We start from the raw sequence: 17420 nt of genomic DNA, 5'->3' as shown, positions 1-17420 counted from the left end.
GCATGCAACAAGGCTGGTGGCCTGCGGCATGGGGCCCTGGGTATCTCTTGAAAAGCAGCAGGCGGCTTGCGCCGCCTGTGTTCAGTTTTTCTGTCGGCTCACCCTGAGCACGTTGGGCATGACCCGGATCTTGCGCATGATGTTGGCGAGGTGGATCCGGCTCTTGGTGGTGATGAGCAGGGTGACCACATAGACCCGGCCATCCTTCTCCTCGGTGCTGATGGCGTGGATGTTGGCGCCGGTGGCGGCAATCACGTTGGCCAGCTCCGCCAGGGCGCCCTGGTGGTTGACGATCTCGATGCTGATGCCGGTGCGGAATTCCTGCTCTTGCTCCTTGTCCACCTCCCACTGCACCGGCAGGTATTTGTCCGGTTCGCGGCTGTAGCCCTTGATGTTGCGGCAGGACTCCTGGTGGATCACCAGTCCCTTGCCCGGGCTGATGTGGGCGATGATGGCGTCCCCCGGGATGGGGCGGCAGCAGTTGGCGAAGGTGACCAGCATGCCGTCGGCACCCTTGATCGGCATCTTCTTGCTGGTGGATTTGGGCTGCTCTTCCGGCGGCAGCTCATCCCCCAGCATGCGGCGGGCCACCATGACGCTCATGGCGTTGCCAAGGCCCACGTCGGCCAGCAGCCCCTGCAGGTTCTCGTGTTTGGTGTCGGCCAGCACCTGCTTGACGCGGGCTTCCGGGATGTCTTCGATGTTCTTGGCGCCCAGCGCATGGTTGAGCAGGCGACGACCCAGCACCACGGACTCTTCGGTGCGCAGGTTCTTCAGGAACTGACGGATCTTGGAGCGCGCCTTGGTGGTCACCACGAAGTTGAGCCAGGCCGCGTTCGGGCGGGCGCCGGGGGCCGTGATGATCTCCACCGTCTGACCGGAGTGCAGCGGGCTGCTCAGCGGATAGGGGTGGCGGTCGACCCGGGAACCGACGCAGGCATGACCGATGTCGGTGTGCACCGTGTAGGCGAAGTCCACCGGGGTGGCGCCGGCGGGCAGCTCCATGATGCGGCCCTCCGGTGTGAAGACGTAGATCTCGTCGGGGAAGAGGTCGGTCTTGACCCCCTCGATGAACTCGAAGGAGCTGCCGGCGCTCTGTTGCAGCTCCAGCAGGCTCTGCATCCAGCGCTGGGCGCGGATCTGGGCCGTGGTGCCCGAGCTGTCCCCATCCTGCTTGTAGGCCCAGTGGGCGGCGACGCCCTTGTCGGCCATCTGGTCCATGAACTCGGTGCGGATCTGCACCTCCACCGGTACCCCGTGGGGGCCCACCAGGGAGGTGTGCAGGGACTGGTAGCCGTTGGTCTTGGGGATGGCGATGTAGTCCTTGAAGCGACCGGGGCGCGGCTTGTAGAGGCTGTGCATCTGCCCAAGCACCCGGTAGCAGGTGTCTATGTCTTTCACTCTCACTCTGAAAGCATAGATATCCATCACTTCGTGGAATTGCAGTTCTTTCTTCTCCATCTTGTTGTAGATGGAGAACAGGTTCTTCTCGCGTCCGCTCACCTGGGCATCGATGCCGGCTTCCCGCAGACGCCCCTCAATCTCGCTCTGGATGGAGTCGATGATCTCACGCCGGTTGCCACGGGCGCGGCGTACCGATTCCCGCAGTACCCGGGAGCGCATGGGGTAGAGCGCCTCGAAGCCGAGCTCTTCCAGCTCGTTCTTCATGGTGTGAATACCGAGGCGGTTGGCGATGGGGGCGAAAATCTCGAGGGTTTCCCGTGCGATGCGGCGGCGCTTGTCCGGCCGCAAAGATCCCAAGGTGCGCATGTTGTGGGTGCGGTCGGCCAGCTTGATCAGGATGACCCGGATGTCCTGGGTCATGGCCATCATCATCTTGCGGAAGTTCTCGACCTGGGCTTCCTTGCGATCGCGGAACTTCAGCTTGTCGAGCTTGGAGACACCGGAAACCAGCTCGGCGACGGCGTTGCCAAACTGCTCGGCAAGATCGTCCTTGGTGACAGGGGTATCTTCGATGACGTCGTGCAGCACGGCAGCCATCAGAGTCTCGTGATCGAGGCGCATGTCGCCCAGGATGCGGGCCACGGCAACGGGATGAGTGATGTAGGGTTCGCCACTGGAACGCATCTGTCCCTGGTGAGCATCACGGGCTACCACATAGGCTTGCCTGAGCTTCTCAACCTGCTCGGGTGGCAGGTAGGAACTGGCTATTTCTTTAAGATTTTCAAATAAATACAAGACAGTCCCCGCAGCGGTTAAACGGCAATCCGTGAAATTGAGGGTATGCCCTCGAGTTTGCGAGGTTTTCGAGCGGTTGTAAATGGGGAGAACAGCCGGCACCCGGGCGGGCGCCGACTATGGGAAGCGACTGACTTAGCCGCGACCTTCTGCGATGGCAGCAACGGCAGCCAGCTCGGCGGCTTCCTGCTCTTGCTGCTCGTAGCGGTCCTGAGTATCCATCACCTGGTTGTTGACCAGACCCAGTTCGATCTCGCGCAGGGCGATCACGGTCGGCTTGTCGTTCTCTTCGTCGACCAGGGGATCCTTGCCTTGTACCGCGATTTGACGAGCGCGGCGCGCGGCGACCAGCACCAGGTCAAAACGGTTACCTACCTGTTTTACAGCATCTTCTACAGTAACGCGGGCCATGCGGGACTCCAGTGTTTGGGCTTTCTGTGATTGAAAAAGCGGTGTTTAAAAATGACGCAAAAGTTTACTTGTTTTTGGCTTACTCTGCCAGTAGCTGTTTCAGCAAGTTTTGCTGGGCCTGCTGTTGCTGACGCATTTCCAGGCGCTGGCACTCGATGACGGCCCTGAGCTGGAACAGTGCCAGCTCAAAGTCTTCATTGATGATGACATAGTCATACTCGTCATAGTGCACCATTTCGGCAATGGCTTTCTCCATCCGGCCCTTGATCACCTCGGCGCTGTCCTGGCCGCGGCCGATCAGGCGGCGCTCCAGCTCCTCGCGGCTGGGAGGCAGGATGAAGATGGACTTGGTCGGCATCTGTTCGCGGATCTGGCGGGCGCCCTGCCAGTCGATGTCGAGGAAGACGTCGATGCCCTGCGCCAGGCAGGCCTCGATGGCGGCGCGGGAAGTGCCGTAGTAGTTGCCGAAGACTTCTGCCCACTCGAGAAAGTCACCGCGCTCGATCAGCGCCTTGAACTCTTCCACCTTGACGAAGTGGTAGTGCACCCCGTGCTCTTCACCGGGACGGGTGGCGCGCGTGGTGTGGGAGACCGATAGCTGCATCTTGCCGGCGGCGTTGTGCTGGGTCAGCAAGGCATTGAGCAGGCTGGACTTACCGGCCCCGCTCGGGGAAGAGATGATATAGAGAGTGCCTTGTTGCGCCATGTCTGTACCTTTAAGCGATGATCCGCGCTTTGGTTGTAGCAGAGGCCGCCGTCTTGTGCCCGATAAGGGAGACGGTTGCTCGCAATGCGCGGAGGAATCAGAGTCAGGAGGATGTAAAGGCGGCGAATGTTAGCAGATGGGGGCGGATAAAAAAACGGCCGGAATCATATTCCAGCCGATCAAAATATCCGTAGCTTGCTGTGCGGGCGTTACCCGCATAGAGGGCCATTCTGCCCACGGAGCCGGGGCCGGGCCATCAGATTATCCCTGCGCCAGGGCTCGGAATTTCCGAGTTGCCCTGGGTCGGTAGAAGATGCTTGTCGGTACAGAGGCGGTCGAAGGCGGCGATGACCCGCTCGCGGCTTATCTTGGCCATGGCGTCCGGATCCTTGAGGCGGGTGCGCCAGCCGAGCTCGGCCAGCGGCTTGCCGGTCTCCTGCTCAATCAGTTCTTGATAGACGCTGACCAGATAATCCCGGCACAGATAGGGTCCGGTACGCTCCGGGTTGTGGTGGGCGTAGAGGCCGATCACGGGTGTCCCCACCAGGGTAGCCATGTGGGCAGGGCCGGTATCCGGGGCCAGCACCAGGCTCGCCTCGCCAATCAGCGCCAGCAATTGCTTGAGGCTGGTCTGCCCCACCAAATCTGCCGGCTTGCTCTGGCTGAGGCGCTGGATCTCGGCGGCGAGATCCCGCTCCAGCCTGGCCGGTCCGCCACACAGATAGACCTGAAAGCCCTTGTCTGCGGCGTGATCCGCCAGCGCGGCATAGCCGGCGGCAGTCCAATTCTTGAATGCCTTGCTGGCAGCGGCGCAGATGAGCAGGGCCGGCTTGCCGCCAATTTTCTCCTTCGCCCAGGCCTGGTGCTCGGCGCTGATGGGCGGTTGCCAGTCCGGGGTCAGATCCTTTATCCCGAGCTCTTTGGCGAAGGCGAGAAAGCCGTCCAGCACGTGGGGGGAGGCGGGTGAGGGAACTCGATGGTTGGTGAACAGCCACTGACCGTCGCTGGCGCGCTCCCGATCAAACCCGAGTTTGACCTTGGCCTTGATGCCGAGGGTGGCGATGCTGGCGCGCATGGCGGCCTGCAGGTGGAGCAGGGCATCAAACCTGCGCCCCTTGAGGGTCTGCCAGAGATCGCGATAGCCGCGCACCCCCTTGCTCTTGTCGAAGGGAATGACCTCGACCCCCGGCAGATCGGCAAACAGGGTCGCCTCAATCTTGCCGGTGATCCAGGTGATGCGGGTCTGGGGCCACTCCCGCTGGATGACGCGCACCAGCGCCAGCGCGTGGCAGCAATCTCCGATGGCGGAGAGCCGCAGGATGCAGATGGAGGAGGGCGGCGTTTGGAACAGCGGCATGATGTGGCGCAACGATGGCAAAATGGATGGATGGCATTATGCAAACTCCCCTGTGGATTGTAAAATTGCGCCGGTTGCCCGACCGGCACGGCTTTCTGAATGGATGCCCTGCACCCACTATCGACCGGAATTCTCATCATGCTGACACACACCACCCACAACCAGGTCTGCTGGTATGCCGACGGAGTCTTCCGCGATCCTTCCCCTGCCTTGTTCGATCCTGTCTGGTGGCAGACCCATCGCCAGGTGGTAGGTTCTTCCATCGGTCGCGGGGTGACCTGGTTCGTGAAGGATGAATCCCGCCACTTGGTGCTGCGTCACTACTACCGTGGCGGCATGGTGGGCAAGCTGGTGCGTGACCGGTTCTGGTTTGAGGGGGTGGAGAGCAGCCGGGCCATGGCTGAATATCGTCTGCTGGCGACCCTGAGTGAACAGGGGCTGCCGGTGCCGCGCCCCTTTGCGGCCCGCATGGTCAAGCAGGGACCCTTCTATCGGGCCGACATCCTGATCGAGCGCATTCGCGGCGCCAAGGATCTGGTGGCCCTGCTCAAGCAGGGGCCGATCGCCGGTGAGGTGTGGCACAAGATAGGCAAAACGGTGCGCCAGTTGCACGATGCAGGGGTCTATCATGCGGATCTCAACAGCCACAACCTGCTGCTCGACAAGGAGGGTAAGGTGTGGGTGATCGACTTCGACAAAGGAGCCATCCGCTCCCCCGGCAACTGGCAGCAGGCCAACCTGGAGCGGTTGCTGCGCTCCTTCAACAAGGAGTCGCAACTGCACACCAGCTTCCACTTCGTGCCGGAGAACTGGCAGGCGCTGATGGCAGGCTATCAGGGCAAGGTGGCGTGACGTCGGGTTTCACTTCGTAGCTGGAGGCTGGCAGGCCCTGATGGCAGGCTATCAGGGCAAGGTGGCGTGACGTCGGGCTTCACTTCGTAGCTGGAGGCTGGCAAGCCCTGATGGCGGACCACCGGGGGCGAGAGGTGCGAGGCCAGCGATGCTGGCGCGGTTGCTCGGCGCCAGCACCAATGTTACTTATTGAGTGTGATTGCTTGGACAGATATTCAGATCCGGTTTCGAGGCGCGTGATGGAAAGGTATGAGACTCCCGGGGTTGAGGTCACCACTCCCCTTGAGGTGACGCTGATGGCACAGGCCATGGCGATGTTGGAGGCCGGGATCTGGACCTGGTCGGCCGGGCAGGGTCTGAGGCGGGACCCTTCCTGTCTGCAACTGCTGGGTCTGGAGGGGGGCGAGCTGGGGGATCTCGGCTGGCTGGATCGGGTACATCCGGATGATGCTCCCCGTCTGGCAGAGGCCCTGGAGGCCTGTCAGCAAGGGCGCAGCAACGGGCTTCGACTCGAGTACCGCATCCTGCACCATCAGGGCCATTACATCCGGCTGGAGGAGCGGGTCCGTCGCGACGAAGGGGGTCAACTGCTGGGGGTGGTTCGCCATCTGGATGCCGCCATGGCGCCCCTGGAGGATCGCCACGACACGGATCCCCTCACCGGCCTCGAGAGCCGCAGCCACTTCGAGCTATTGCTGGATGAACGGCTGGCCAGCGAGAGCGGCAGTTTCTGTCTGCTGCAGTTCAGCGTGGATCACCGCAGCAAGATCCTGCAGTTGTTCGGGGAGGCGGCCTGCGACGCCATGCTGGCCAAGCTGGCCCGCATCGTGCGCCGCGAGCTGCGTCGGGAAGATCCCTTCGCCCGTTGGGACGAAGACGGCTTCATTCTGATGCTCTCCCAGACCGATCGGTTGAGCGGCCTGGAGATTGCCGAGCGGCTGCGGCTCGAGATCGCCGACGCCAGCCTGCTGCCCCAGCGTCCGGTGACCGTGAGCATCGGCCTGGTGCAGAGCCAGAGTGCCGAGCAGCTCGATCACCTGCTGGCCCGGTTGGCCTCCTGCCACGGTCAGGCGAAGCGGGAACACAACGCCGTGGTCGGCTGACGGCCAGTCACTGTCCGCGAACCCATTGACGCCGATGGACCCATCAGCGTCAATGGTTTTCAGTCAGTGCTCACTGACCTGCTGACGCTGGCAGACCCAGAGGGAAGCCAGCATCAGCAGGGCGCCCAGACCGAGCCTGAGCAGGTCGGTATCCTTTCCCCAGAGCACCAGATTGACCAGCAGACCCGCGGGGATCAAGGCGTTGTTCATGATGGCCAGCACGCCGCTGCTGACCAGGGTCGCCCCCTTGTTCCACAGGAAGTAGCCGAGCCCGGATGCCCCGACCCCCAGCCAGAAGAGGATGCCCCATTGCAGGGGGCTGGTGGGATATTGAGGTTTGCCCAGCAGCCACCAGGCGGGCAGGGCGATCACCAGGGCGCCCAGATAGAAGCAGCCGAACACCGCCAGCTGGGGCGGCTGCTCAGCCTCCCGGGCCAGCAGCACCTTGTAGCCCACCTGGCCCAGGGCGAAGCAGACGTTGGCGCCCTGCACCACCAGGAATCCCAGTACATAGCTTTCGGTCAGGCCGTCGAAACGGATGACGGCCGCCCCCAGCACCGCCAGCAGGGCCCCCCACAGATAGACAGGCTTGAAGCGCCCTTCCAGCAGGTCGTGGATCAGGGTGACATAGATGGGGGTGAAGATGGTGAACACCAGTACTTCCGGTACCGTCAAGAGCAGGAAGGAGTGGTAGTAGAAGAGATACATGATGCCGAGCTGGATGGCACCGAGGGCCATCAGCTTGGCCACCAGATCGGGGCGCAGCCAGCGACGGCGCAGGAAGGGCAGAAACACCAGGCTGGCGAGCACGATGCGGGTCAGTACCGAGAAGTAGGCATCCACCTGACCGGCAAGGTAGACCCCGATCAGGCTGAAGGAGAAGGACCAGAGCAGGGTAACCCCTATCAAGTAGTTCATGTGATTGAATTGTCGTCAGTTGTCAATTTGGAGGGCGCTATGATGGCCGAGTTGGAAGGCGCGATCCAGCGTTTATGGGAAGGGTTGTCACAGATCGGAGCATTTGCCTTCGAGGCGAGCAACGGGGTCGGATCCGCCACCGACTGGTGCGGTCGCGGGGAGGGTGCCGTGGTGGTGACCGATCACCATGGGGGGTGGCTGTATGCCGAGACGGGTCGCTACACCACGCCCCATGGCCGGGAGCTGACCATGCACAACCGCTTCTGGTGGCAGCGCACCGCACGGGGGATCATGCTCTCCCACCTGCGCTACGAGCAGCCGGTGATGCTGTTCGAGCTGTTGCCCCGGGGGGACGGGCACTGGGTCACGGCCGAGCCTCACCTGTGCGGGCAGGATCACTACAGCGCCGAGCTGACCGAAACCGGCGAGGGTTTCCTGCTCGCCTGGCAGATAACGGGGCCGCGCAAGAACGAGCGGTTGAGTTATCGCTACGGACCAGAGGCGCAGAGATAAAAAAACCGGCGCAGGGCGCCGGTAGAGGGGACAAATCGGAGGTTTTGTTAAAACGGTCCCAAAAACAGGAGAGATATACTCTCGTCACACACGCAGAGAGGGTCTTCAGGCATTCAGTGCATAGTTCAGCATGGCTTGCAGCTTGCTGTCGAAGAACCAGGGCAGCAGCACCATCAGCAGACCCAGCACCCCGGCCAGCCGGTGGCGATACTGCCAGCCGGCTATCAGTACCAGACCGCCGCAGAGGGTGGTCAGGATGCCTGACATAGGGCAGCCTCCCGCTGTTGGCGGCGCTGCTGTGCCCACTGGTTGAGGGCGACCGAACCCAGGATCAGGGCCAGCGCCACGCCCGTGGTGGACTGGATCTGCTCGCCGAGGAACAGGGCTCCCAGCATGACGCCGAACAGCGGCACCAGGTAGTTGCTGAAGGAGGCGAAGGTCGGGCCCGCCTTCTGGATCAGCGCCATGTAGAGGAAGTAGACCAGGCCGGTACAGAAGATCCCCAGCATGGCGACGGCGCCCATGGCCTGCTGGCTCGGCAGGGTGATGCTGCTCAGGTCGGCCACGAAGGGCGCGGCCAGCAGCAGCTGGATGGCTGAGGAGATCAGGATGTTGCGGGCCACGACCACAGGATGGTCCTTAGCGAAGCGCTTGATCATCAGCAGGCCGATGGCGAAGCAGCTGGCACCGAACAGGATGGCCATGGCACCGAGCAGGCCGGCATTCATGCCGCTGGTCAGCTTGGGCCAGAACAGTACCAGCACGCCGATGAAGCCGATGATCACGGAGACGAGGCCGCCCTTGGTGATTCTTTCACCAGAAATAAACAAGGGAGCCGCCAGAATGGTCACAAAGGGGATACAACCCATGACCACGGCCGCGATGGCGCTGTCCACATACTGTTGTCCCCAGGCCACCATGATGAAGGGGATGGTGGCGTCGAGCAGGGCGATCAGCATATAGGTTCGCCAGGGCGTGTGTTCACTCTTGAGGCGCATGAACAGGCAGAGCAGACCCAGGGTCAGGCTGCCGCACAGGGCGCGTCCGGCGGCCACCATGATGGGGGGCAGTTCAGCCACGGCCTGGTGCATGAAAATGAACTGGGAGCCCCACAACAGGCCGATCGCCAGCAACAACAGATAGCTACGCATTTGAATCTCCGATGTAATTCGCCCGCGCATTCTATGCAATCTGCTACTATGCCAAAAATGAATTGTCGTCATTCAACTATGGCCAATATCGATGGAACTGCCCCTCTCCCGCCTCGACCTCAACCTGCTCACCGTGTTCGACATGCTGATGCAGGAGCGCAACGTCACCCGTGCCGCCGAACGGCTGCACCTCTCCCAGTCCACCGTCAGCCACGCCCTGGGGCGGCTGCGAACGGCGCTTGACGACCCCCTGTTCGTGATGAGTCGGCGCGAGATGATGCCGACCGAACGGGCCAAGGCGCTGGCGAGCCCGGTGCGCCAGGCGCTGGCCATGCTGGAGCAGGGGCTGCGTCAGGCCAAGGGATTCGACCCGGCAAGTGCCCGGCGGATCTTTCGCATCGCCACCCCGGGCTCGGTGGAGCACGGCCTAGTGCCGGTGCTGGTGGAGTGGATGGTGCAGCAGGCTCCCCACTGCCGACTGGAAGTGTGCGAGCTGGCGGACAGCGACTACGAGCGGGAGCTGGAGAAGGGGGAACTGGATTTGGTGATCGGGTTTGCCGGTGCCAACCATCTCTCGCCCCGGTTGTGGCGCGAGGAGTGGTTCAGCAATCCGCTGGTCTGTTTGTCGCCCCTCGGCAGCGCTCTGCCCGACATGCTGGGGCCGGGAGAACTGGTCAGCCGCCCCCATATCCACACCTCCAGCTGGGGCCACAGCCAGGCCATGGTGGATCTCTGGCTGGCCCGTTTCGGGGTGGAGCGGGAGCTGGGGGTCAGGCTGCCGAGCTTTATGGCGGTACCGCCGCTGATGGCGACCGGCCGCTACCTGGTGGTGGTGCCCGAGATGATCGGGCGCCACTTCTGTCGCCACTATCCGTTGCGCCTGCACCAGCTGGAACCCGCCATCCCCATCGTCTACCTGATGGCGGGCCACCCGCTCAGTGCCCATGACGAGGCGATCGGCTGGTTCAAGGGGTTGTTGCACCGGCTGGCGAGGGAGCGCTACGGCGCGGATGCGCTCGGCCATCCCGCGCCGCAGGGGGCAGATCACGCCAATCCGGAGAAGTAGTCCAGCCCCATCGCCCCCTTCACCTCGGCCAGCACCTCGTCGGTGAGGGCCCGGGCCTGCTCGGTACCCTGCTGCAACAGGCGCAGCAGCTGGCGCTTGTCGGCGATGGCTGCCTCGCGCCGCTCCCGCATCGGAGCGAGCAGGGTCTGCAGGCAGTCGTTGAGTACCTGCTTGCAGCGCATGTCCCCCAGACCACCACGCTGGTAGTGGGCCTTCATCTCGGCCACCAGGGCCTTGTCGGGGTGGAAGGCATCCAGATAGGCGAACACCGTATTGCCCTCCACCTGACCCGGATCGCTCACCTTGAGGTGATTGGGGTCGGTATACATGGCGAACACCGCCTGCTTGATCTCGCCGCTCGACATGCCGAGTTCGATGGTGTTGCCAAGGGACTTGGACATCTTGGCCTTGCCGTCGATGCCGGGCAGGCGGCCGGTGTCGCTCAGGATGGGCTGGCACTCGGTCAGCACCTCTTTGCCAACCAGGGTGTTAAAGCGGCGCACTATCTCGTTGGTCTGCTCCAGCATGGGCAGCTGATCCTCGCCCACCGGTACGTGAGTGGCACGAAAGGCGGTGATGTCGGCGGCCTGGCTGACCGGATAGACGAGGAAGCCGGCGGGCAGGCTGCGCTCGAACCCTTTTTGCTGGATCTCGGCCTTCACCGTGGGGTTGCGCTCCAGCCGGGCGACGCTGACCAGGTTGAGGTAGTAGGTCGTGAGTTCGGCGAGGGCGGGCAGGGCGCTCTGGAGACAGAAAGTGGTCTTGGCCGGGTCGAGGCCGGCGGCCAGGTAGTCGGCCATCACCTCCAGCACGTGGTCGGTCACCTTGGCCGGGTTGTGGCCGTTGTCGGTCAGCGCCTGCAGATCGGCGATCATGACGAACTGGCGGTAATGGTGCTGGGCGGCCACGCGCTGGCGCAGGGAGCCGACGTAGTGGCCGATGTGCAGTTTGCCGGTGGGGCGGTCGCCGGTCAGGATCACGGGGTTGTGCATGTCACTCTCTCCAGTGGGGTGAGCCGGGAGGCGACAAAGGGATGAAAACAATGACCGCCTCTCGGCGGTCACGGTGTTTTCTTTGGGAAATTCTACATAGAAAAGCAGTGCCGCCTGTTTAGAAGCAGCACCACCAGTAGTTGTGATTGAATGAGGTCATATTCATGGCAAATCACACTACGCCTGTTCGATCACTTCTGCAAGGGCACGACCAGCATGTCGCAGGGCACGGTATTCATCAGCTGGCGTGCGCTCGAGGTGAGCAGGCTCCAGAAGCTCTGGCGATGGCCGCACACCAGCAGGTCGATCTGGTAGTCCTTGACCGCCTGGTTGACCCGCTCGCTCAGATCGCCGCAGATGACCAGCTTCTTCTCGATGGGGTAGTCCACCGAGGCGAGGAAGGCTTCCAGCTTCTCCTTCGCTTCGGCGATCACCTGGTCCTGCACGTTGTCGATGTCGATGTCGATCATCTCGGTGTAGAGATCCTTGAGGTCCACATCCACATGGATCACCGACAGCTTGGCGCCGTTGGAGCGGGCCCGGTCGACCGCCTTCTCGATCACCTTGCGGTTGTCTTCCGACAGGTCGATCGCGGCCAGTACGTGTTTGTAATAGGTTCCATTCATGGGAGTTCTCCTCACTGATCCTGGGTCCACTATACCAATGTCTGCTGAAACTAAAACGGCATCGTCGCCACAGTTTCAGGATTTGCCTGACCCCGAACCGGAAGGCGTAGAGGTGCAGGTGGCCGGGGAGTGCATATTTTGAACAGGAGTTTGACGCCGGTCACAGGCGTGCTATTGCCCTCGGGAAGGTGGGGGAATAGGATGTGCCCGTGCTTCGCAATGAACACAAAACAACAAAAAGCATCTGAATACCGCTTTGGGGAGCCTCGCGCTCCCTTTTGTTTTTCTGCCCTCTTCCAGTCCATATCCCGTCCGACATCAAGGTAATCCCGCCCCCCTTGGTTATGCTGTAGCCAGTTCCCTTGGCAAAACGGCCAGGGCTCCTCACCTGCAACCGGGTGACGCTGTCATGGCCGTTTCTCATGTCCCACCGATGCACCGGAGAGTCCTTCATGATCATTCATCCCCAGATCCAGGGTTGTGTTGCCCGCAATTGCCACCCCATGGGTTGTCGCGCCGCCGTGCTGCAACAGATCGAACAGGTGCGGGCGGCGGGGCCGTTCAACGGGCCGAAACGGGTGCTGGTGCTGGGGGCATCGTCCGGTTTCGGGCTGGCGTCCCGGATCGCGCTCACCTTCGGCGCCGGGGCCGATACCCTGGGCGTCTCGTTCGAGCGGGGTCCCTCCGACAAGGGGCTCGGCAGTGCTGGCTGGTACAACAACATCTGGTTTCGTCAGGCGGCGGAGCAAGCCGGTCGCATCGCCGTCAACCTGATCGGAGATGCCTTCTCCGACACCATGCGCCAGCAGGCCATCGACGTCATCCGCCAGCGACTCGGGCAGGTGGATCTGGTGGTCTATTCGCTGGCGAGCGGAGTCAGGGTGATGCCGGATGGCACACAGGTACGCTCGGTGCTCAAGACCACAGGCCAGCCGCTGCAAGGCTGGGGGCTGGATCTGGAGCACGATGCGCTGGTGCAGCAGTCGCTGGTGCCAGCCACCCCGGAGGAGATCCGCGACACCGTCACCGTGATGGGGGGCGAGGACTGGCAGCGCTGGATGCAGGCATTGCAGCAGGCGGATTGCCTGGCCCCCGGCGCCCGGACCGTTGCCTACTCCTATATCGGCCCCGAGTCCACCTATCCCCTCTATCGGGACGGCACCATCGGCTATGCCAAGGAGCACCTGCACGCCACCGCCGAGACCATCAACCTGCAACTTGCCGGGATTGGCGGTCATGCCTGGGTGTCGGTTTGCAAGGCGCTGGTGACCAAGGCGAGCGTGTTTATTCCGGTGCTGCCTGTCTATCTGGGCCTGTTGATGGGGGTGATGAAGGAGCGTGGTGTCCACGAGGGCTGCATCGAGCAGATGCAGCGGCTGTTTGCCGACAAGATGTACGGGCCCAGAGGGGTCGTCGCCGATGGCAACCGGCTGATCCGGATGGATGACCACGAGCTTGAGCCAGCGGTGCAGGCCGCCGTCTCGGCGCTCTGGCCCAAGGTGACGCCGGAGAACTTCCGCACCCTGGGGGATTTTGCCGGGTTGCGCCAGGAGTTCATGCAGCTCAACGGCTTCGAGCTGCCGGGGGTGGATTACGGTGCGCCGGTGAACGTGGCGTCACTCACTGAGCTGACGCCCTGACACCCGCACGAGGGGGCATCAGGCGACGTTGCAGGCCAGTTCAGGGGAAAGATTGGGAGACTGGGCCAGCACGGTCTGGTTGCGCCCCTGGCGCTTCGCCTGATACATGGCCATGTCGGCCCGATGGATGAGCTGGCTCAGGCTGTCATCCTGCGTCGAGCGTTCCGCCACTCCGATGCTGATGGTCATGTGGGGGGCCGCCAGGTAGGCGATCCGGCTTCTCAGCTGCTCCGCCTGCCGCCAGCAGGTGGCCCCGTCCTGGGTCATGGCCACCAGAAATTCTTCCCCGCCCCAGCGCCCGATCAACTGCTGGTCCGGCGCCCAGCTCTTGAGCTCCCTGGCCAACTGCCGGATAGCCTGATCCCCCGCCTGGTGACCATGCTTGTCGTTGATCTGCTTGAAGTGATCGATGTCGATGATGAGCAGGGTCAGGGGCGTTTCGTGCAGCCATTGCTGACCCAGTCTCTCCAGCAGGGCGCGCCGGTTGGGCAGCCCGGTCAGCTGATCGAAGGTGGCGAGCTTGTAGAGGTGGCGCGAGCTGCGGTGGAGCCTGCGGGTGGTGAGCCCGAGCAGGATCAGAGCGACGGCCAGCAGCACCAGCAGCAGCAATTGGTAGTAGCGGGCACTCTGCTGGTAGAGCAGTTGCTGGCGCTTGCTCTCGTTCTCCTGCTGCAACGCGCGATTGCTGGCCTCGCTGCGAGCCAGATCCATCTCGACCTGGAAGGCGGCCGCGTGCTGGCTCAGGGTCTGGTTGAAGTGCTGCTTGTAGTACTGCATGTAGCGGGTCATGGCCCCGTAGGCCTCGGGGTAGCGGCCCAGATCGGCCAGTAACCTGGCCTGCATCGCCCGACCATCCATGGAGAGAGGGGCGGTGTGCTCCATCAGCAGTTGCAGGGCCAGCTGCTTCTCGCCACGACCCAGCAGGGTTCTTGCCCTGATCTCGGTCAGACGGGAGGCCGCCTGCGGGCTATCCAGCCTGTCATAGATGGCTTGTGCCTCCTCCAGGCTGCGCCAGGCGGCGTGCCAGTCCGCCCGTGCGTTGAACACCATGGCCTGGTAGCCGAGGACGATGGCGCGATAGTGGGGTGACAGGCTCGGCGTGGCCAGCAGGGTATCGAGCAACTGGCTGGCTCTGGCAGGCTGGCCCATGTCGATGTAGAGCCTGGCCATGTTGGCCCGGATGATGGCCTGGCTGTTGGGTTCGTTGAGCTGCACCATCTGGCCGAGGGCATCCTGATAATAGGTCTCGGCCTCACGGTAGAGATTGAGGTCCGCATAGAGGTTGCCGAGGGTCATCAGCAGACGGCCGCACTGCAAGGTGGAGAGGATGGAACCCGGCTCTTTCTGCTTGAGGTGATAGGCGGTCTTGAGCTCGAGGATCGCCTCTTTCATCTGCTGGGTACGGTAGAGGGCGAGCCCGTTGAGGGCATGCCACTCCGAGACCTGCCTGGGGTGATGCCGGACCGCTGGCCAGAGCTGGGTGAGCAGCTCGAGCGCCTGATCCGGCGTATCGGCATCCAGGGTCAGGGCAATCTGCTGCAACCGGAAGTCGAGCAGGCGCAGGGTCTCCTGCTGGGCATTGGCCAGACCCCGGGCGCGGGCATTGTCGCGCTGTGCCTGGGGATAGCGGCCTAGGGCTGCCTGGGCCAGGGACCTGGCGTAGAACAGTTCCATATCCTGCTGGGGACTGGCGTCGAGGCGCTGCAGATAGCCGACGGGATCGCGCGCCGCCTGCAATTCAGCCTCTTTCAGCAAGGAGGGAGCTGCCTGCAACTGGGTCATCCAGAGCAGCGCCAGTGCCATTATGAATCTCATTGAATCCTTTCCCCGACCAATGGCGCCATCATAATGGCTGATGTCACCTACACCATGTTTCTTTGCTTCTCTATAACCGTATGGGGGAGAGGATGAGGTGAAAAGTCGTCGCAACTGCGGGGTGCGTCGGTTGTCTCTGGTTGCGTCAGGATGCAACAGTGGCGACAATCGTGGGCAAATCACAGTGGAGAATCATCATGTTGGCCAAAGCCATGATCGAGAAGTTGAACGAGCAGATTAATCTTGAATTCTATTCCTCCAACCTCTACCTGCAGATGAGCGCCTGGTGCGAGGACAAGGGCTTCGAGGGGGCCGCCACCTTCCTGCGCCAGCATGCGGTCGAGGAGCGCCAGCACATGGAGCGCCTGTTCACCTACGTGAGCGAGACCGGCGCCATGCCGGTGCTGGGGGCCATCGAAGCGCCTCCCCATGAATTCAAGTCCCTGGGTGACATCTTCCGCACCACCCTGGAGCACGAGTATCACATCACCAAGTGCATCAACGGTCTGGCCCACGTCGCCTTCACCACCCAGGATTACTCCACCTTCAACTTCCTGCAGTGGTACGTGGCCGAGCAGCACGAAGAGGAGAAGCTGTTCAAGAGCATCGTCGACCGTCTGAGCCTGGTGGGCGAGGATGGCAAGGGCCTCTATTTCATCGACAAGGAGCTGGCCGAGTTGGCCAAGGGCGCCCCGGCCAGCATCATGGACGGCAACGCCTGATAGTCGTGGACACTTAGTGTTCAGTCAGTACAATGACGGCCCCTTGTAAAGGGGCCGTTTTTCTTTTGATGGGTGAGTGACGATGAAACAGGTGGATGTGGTGGTGATCGGTGCCGGGGCGGCCGGATTGATGTGTGCGGCCCAGGCTGGCTACCGGGGTCGCTCCGTGCTGGTGCTCGACAACGCCAAGAAGCCGGGCCGCAAGATCCTCATCAGCGGCGGCGGTCGCTGCAACTTCACCAATCATCAGGCGGGTCCCCATGCCTTCCTTTCGGCCAACCCCCACTTCTGCAAATCGGCGCTGGCGCGCTATACCCAGCAGGATTTCATCGATCTGGTGGACAGGCACGGCCTGAACTACCACGAGAAGACGCTGGGCCAGCTCTTCTGCGACGACAGCGCCAAGGATATCGTCGACATCCTGCTGACCGAGTGCGACTGGGCTGGCGTGACCCTGCAGTTCCAGACCGAGATCCTCACCGTCAGCAAGACAGATGAAGGCTTCGTGCTCGACACCAGCAAGGGGAAGATCGCCTGCTCGTCGCTGGTGGTCGCCACCGGCGGCCTCTCCATGCCGAAACTCGGTGCCACCCCCTACGGCTTCAAGCTGGCGGAGCAGTTCGGCCTCACCGTGCTGCCGACTCGCGCCGGGTTGGTGCCCTTTACCCTGCACCAGGCCGACAAGGAGGCCTTCGCCGATCTGGCGGGGGTCAGCCTGCCGGTGGCGGTGACCGCCGAGGATGGCACCCGCTTCAAGGAGGCCATGCTGTTCACCCATCGCGGCCTCTCCGGCCCCGCCATCCTGCAGATCTCCTCTTTTTGGCTGGCGGGGGAGAAGATCCACATCAACCTGCTGCCGGATCTCGACATTCCAGAGACCCTCAAGACCTGGGCCCAGGCCCATCCTGCCCAGGAACTGAAAACCGTGCTGGGGCGCGAGCTGCCCAAGCGCTTCGTCGACAAGCTGGTGGAGCTGGGATGGCTGGTGAGCAAGCCGATGCGCCAGTACAACGAGCGGGAGCTGGAGGCGGTGGCCACCCTGCTGGGGGATTGGCAGATCCTGCCCAACGGCACCGAAGGGTATCGCACCGCCGAAGTGACCCTGGGGGGAGTGGATACCAACGCGCTCTCCTCCAAGACCATGGAGGCGCGCACCGTGCCCGGCCTCTACTTCATCGGCGAAGTGGTCGATGTGACCGGCTGGCTCGGTGGTTACAACTTCCAGTGGGCCTGGTCGTCGGGCTGGGTGGCAGGCCAGTACTGCTGAGGGACGCCGCGGCCCTGCGGTGAATGGTCCCGTCAGCGGCCTCTCGGGTGACAACTTCCAGTGGGCCCGCTCGTCGGGCTGG

General features: G+C 62.8%; 17 protein-coding genes. 7 read left to right on the top strand and 10 right to left on the bottom strand.

Annotated elements, in window-relative coordinates:
- Nucleotides 1-81: 81 nt before the first annotated feature.
- From spoT to AB5Y68_RS14445, 4 genes are all read right to left on the bottom strand, one after another.
- Complete coding sequence (gene spoT / locus AB5Y68_RS14460; RefSeq protein WP_039040667.1) at nucleotides 82-2199, bottom strand: bifunctional GTP diphosphokinase/guanosine-3',5'-bis pyrophosphate 3'-pyrophosphohydrolase; 2118 nt, start codon at nucleotides 2197-2199, stop codon at nucleotides 82-84.
- Between the two features lie 135 nt (nucleotides 2200-2334).
- Nucleotides 2335-2610: a DNA-directed RNA polymerase subunit omega gene (gene rpoZ / locus AB5Y68_RS14455; RefSeq protein WP_005307060.1), complete on the bottom strand. Its 276-nt coding sequence runs from the start codon at nucleotides 2608-2610 to the stop codon at nucleotides 2335-2337.
- A 79-nt stretch (nucleotides 2611-2689) separates the two neighbouring features.
- Complete coding sequence (gmk, locus tag AB5Y68_RS14450) at nucleotides 2690-3316, bottom strand: guanylate kinase (RefSeq protein ID WP_039040668.1); 627 nt, start codon at nucleotides 3314-3316, stop codon at nucleotides 2690-2692.
- Between the two features lie 256 nt (nucleotides 3317-3572).
- Nucleotides 3573-4673: a glycosyltransferase family 9 protein gene (locus AB5Y68_RS14445; protein ID WP_039040695.1), complete on the bottom strand. Its 1101-nt coding sequence runs from the start codon at nucleotides 4671-4673 to the stop codon at nucleotides 3573-3575.
- Nucleotides 4674-4811: 138 nt separating this feature from the next.
- Between AB5Y68_RS14445 and AB5Y68_RS14440 the strand changes: the two genes are divergently transcribed.
- Both AB5Y68_RS14440 and AB5Y68_RS14435 read left to right on the top strand, forming a co-directional pair.
- The gene (locus AB5Y68_RS14440) at nucleotides 4812-5525 is read left to right on the top strand and encodes a 3-deoxy-D-manno-octulosonic acid kinase (protein ID WP_010672321.1); all 714 of its coding nucleotides are present in this window, start codon (nucleotides 4812-4814) and stop codon (nucleotides 5523-5525) included.
- A gap of 239 nt (nucleotides 5526-5764) precedes the next feature.
- A complete protein-coding gene (locus tag AB5Y68_RS14435; protein WP_039040669.1) occupies nucleotides 5765-6628 on the top strand; it encodes a sensor domain-containing diguanylate cyclase in 864 nt (287 codons plus the stop codon).
- A 63-nt stretch (nucleotides 6629-6691) separates the two neighbouring features.
- On the opposite strand, the gene AB5Y68_RS14430 is transcribed toward AB5Y68_RS14435, so the two are convergent.
- Nucleotides 6692-7546, bottom strand: coding sequence for a DMT family transporter (locus AB5Y68_RS14430; protein WP_039040670.1), 855 nt, complete (start codon nucleotides 7544-7546; stop codon nucleotides 6692-6694).
- Nucleotides 7547-7588: 42 nt separating this feature from the next.
- Between AB5Y68_RS14430 and AB5Y68_RS14425 the strand changes: the two genes are divergently transcribed.
- A complete protein-coding gene (locus AB5Y68_RS14425) occupies nucleotides 7589-8059 on the top strand; it encodes a DUF6314 family protein (protein ID WP_039040696.1) in 471 nt (156 codons plus the stop codon).
- A 105-nt stretch (nucleotides 8060-8164) separates the two neighbouring features.
- Here AB5Y68_RS14425 and AB5Y68_RS14420 read toward each other — a convergent pair whose 3' ends face one another.
- Nucleotides 8165-8326, bottom strand: coding sequence for a hypothetical protein (locus AB5Y68_RS14420; RefSeq protein WP_010672325.1), 162 nt, complete (start codon nucleotides 8324-8326; stop codon nucleotides 8165-8167).
- Nucleotides 8311-9210, bottom strand: a complete 900-nt coding sequence (locus AB5Y68_RS14415; RefSeq protein WP_039040671.1) for a DMT family transporter — start codon at nucleotides 9208-9210, stop codon at nucleotides 8311-8313. Before AB5Y68_RS14415 ends, AB5Y68_RS14420 begins: the two co-directional genes overlap by 16 nt.
- A 91-nt stretch (nucleotides 9211-9301) precedes the next feature.
- Here AB5Y68_RS14415 and AB5Y68_RS14410 point away from each other — a divergent pair, with 91 nt between their 5' ends.
- A complete protein-coding gene (locus AB5Y68_RS14410; protein WP_039040672.1) occupies nucleotides 9302-10276 on the top strand; it encodes a LysR family transcriptional regulator in 975 nt (324 codons plus the stop codon).
- Here AB5Y68_RS14410 and trpS read toward each other — a convergent pair.
- Both trpS and AB5Y68_RS14400 read right to left on the bottom strand, forming a co-directional pair.
- Nucleotides 10255-11268, bottom strand: a complete 1014-nt coding sequence (gene trpS / locus AB5Y68_RS14405; protein ID WP_039040673.1) for a tryptophan--tRNA ligase — start codon at nucleotides 11266-11268, stop codon at nucleotides 10255-10257. The genes AB5Y68_RS14410 and trpS overlap by 22 nt on opposite strands.
- Before the next feature lie 191 nt (nucleotides 11269-11459).
- A complete protein-coding gene (locus AB5Y68_RS14400; protein WP_010672329.1) occupies nucleotides 11460-11894 on the bottom strand; it encodes a universal stress protein in 435 nt (144 codons plus the stop codon).
- A gap of 452 nt (nucleotides 11895-12346) precedes the next feature.
- Between AB5Y68_RS14400 and fabV the strand changes: the two genes are divergently transcribed.
- Entirely contained in the window at nucleotides 12347-13534 is a 1188-nt protein-coding gene (gene fabV, locus AB5Y68_RS14395) for an enoyl-ACP reductase FabV (RefSeq protein ID WP_039040675.1), read from the top strand.
- 18 nt (nucleotides 13535-13552) lie between these two features.
- Here fabV and AB5Y68_RS14390 read toward each other — a convergent pair whose 3' ends face one another.
- Nucleotides 13553-15337 carry a diguanylate cyclase gene (locus tag AB5Y68_RS14390; RefSeq protein WP_039040676.1) on the bottom strand — a complete coding sequence of 595 codons (1785 nt, stop codon included), beginning with the start codon at nucleotides 15335-15337 and terminating at the stop codon, nucleotides 13553-13555.
- 209 nt (nucleotides 15338-15546) lie between these two features.
- Here AB5Y68_RS14390 and ftnA point away from each other — a divergent pair, with 209 nt between their 5' ends.
- Nucleotides 15547-16071: a non-heme ferritin gene (gene ftnA / locus AB5Y68_RS14385; protein ID WP_010672333.1), complete on the top strand. Its 525-nt coding sequence runs from the start codon at nucleotides 15547-15549 to the stop codon at nucleotides 16069-16071.
- An 82-nt stretch (nucleotides 16072-16153) separates the two neighbouring features.
- Nucleotides 16154-17338, top strand: coding sequence for an NAD(P)/FAD-dependent oxidoreductase (locus AB5Y68_RS14380; RefSeq protein ID WP_039040677.1), 1185 nt, complete (start codon nucleotides 16154-16156; stop codon nucleotides 17336-17338).
- Nucleotides 17339-17420: the final 82 nt, after the last annotated feature.

It is taken from the genome of Aeromonas sp. R6-1, assembly GCF_040908165.1.
GTDB classification, from domain to species: domain Bacteria; phylum Pseudomonadota; class Gammaproteobacteria; order Enterobacterales; family Aeromonadaceae; genus Aeromonas; species Aeromonas caviae.
Note: the sequence above shows the minus strand (reverse complement) of the source record. Positions and strands in the feature narration are given on the sequence as shown.

What these genes read in the sequence shown, in the direction of transcription:
- rpoZ (WP_005307060.1), bottom strand. Translation starts at nt 2,610, where the DNA reads ATGGCCCGCGTTACTGTAGAAGATGCTGTAAAACAGGTAGGTAACCGT.
- gmk (WP_039040668.1), bottom strand. Translation starts at nt 3,316, where the DNA reads ATGGCGCAACAAGGCACTCTCTATATCATCTCTTCCCCGAGCGGGGCC.
- AB5Y68_RS14445 (WP_039040695.1), bottom strand. Translation starts at nt 4,673, where the DNA reads ATGCCGCTGTTCCAAACGCCGCCCTCCTCCATCTGCATCCTGCGGCTC.
- AB5Y68_RS14440 (WP_010672321.1), top strand. Translation starts at nt 4,812, where the DNA reads ATGCTGACACACACCACCCACAACCAGGTCTGCTGGTATGCCGACGGA.
- AB5Y68_RS14435 (WP_039040669.1), top strand. Translation starts at nt 5,765, where the DNA reads ATGGAAAGGTATGAGACTCCCGGGGTTGAGGTCACCACTCCCCTTGAG.
- AB5Y68_RS14430 (WP_039040670.1), bottom strand. Translation starts at nt 7,546, where the DNA reads ATGAACTACTTGATAGGGGTTACCCTGCTCTGGTCCTTCTCCTTCAGC.
- AB5Y68_RS14425 (WP_039040696.1), top strand. Translation starts at nt 7,589, where the DNA reads ATGGCCGAGTTGGAAGGCGCGATCCAGCGTTTATGGGAAGGGTTGTCA.
- AB5Y68_RS14420 (WP_010672325.1), bottom strand. Translation starts at nt 8,326, where the DNA reads ATGTCAGGCATCCTGACCACCCTCTGCGGCGGTCTGGTACTGATAGCC.
- AB5Y68_RS14415 (WP_039040671.1), bottom strand. Translation starts at nt 9,210, where the DNA reads ATGCGTAGCTATCTGTTGTTGCTGGCGATCGGCCTGTTGTGGGGCTCC.
- AB5Y68_RS14410 (WP_039040672.1), top strand. Translation starts at nt 9,302, where the DNA reads ATGGAACTGCCCCTCTCCCGCCTCGACCTCAACCTGCTCACCGTGTTC.
- trpS (WP_039040673.1), bottom strand. Translation starts at nt 11,268, where the DNA reads ATGCACAACCCCGTGATCCTGACCGGCGACCGCCCCACCGGCAAACTG.
- AB5Y68_RS14400 (WP_010672329.1), bottom strand. Translation starts at nt 11,894, where the DNA reads ATGAATGGAACCTATTACAAACACGTACTGGCCGCGATCGACCTGTCG.
- fabV (WP_039040675.1), top strand. Translation starts at nt 12,347, where the DNA reads ATGATCATTCATCCCCAGATCCAGGGTTGTGTTGCCCGCAATTGCCAC.
- AB5Y68_RS14390 (WP_039040676.1), bottom strand. Translation starts at nt 15,337, where the DNA reads ATGGCACTGGCGCTGCTCTGGATGACCCAGTTGCAGGCAGCTCCCTCC.
- ftnA (WP_010672333.1), top strand. Translation starts at nt 15,547, where the DNA reads ATGTTGGCCAAAGCCATGATCGAGAAGTTGAACGAGCAGATTAATCTT.
- AB5Y68_RS14380 (WP_039040677.1), top strand. Translation starts at nt 16,154, where the DNA reads ATGAAACAGGTGGATGTGGTGGTGATCGGTGCCGGGGCGGCCGGATTG.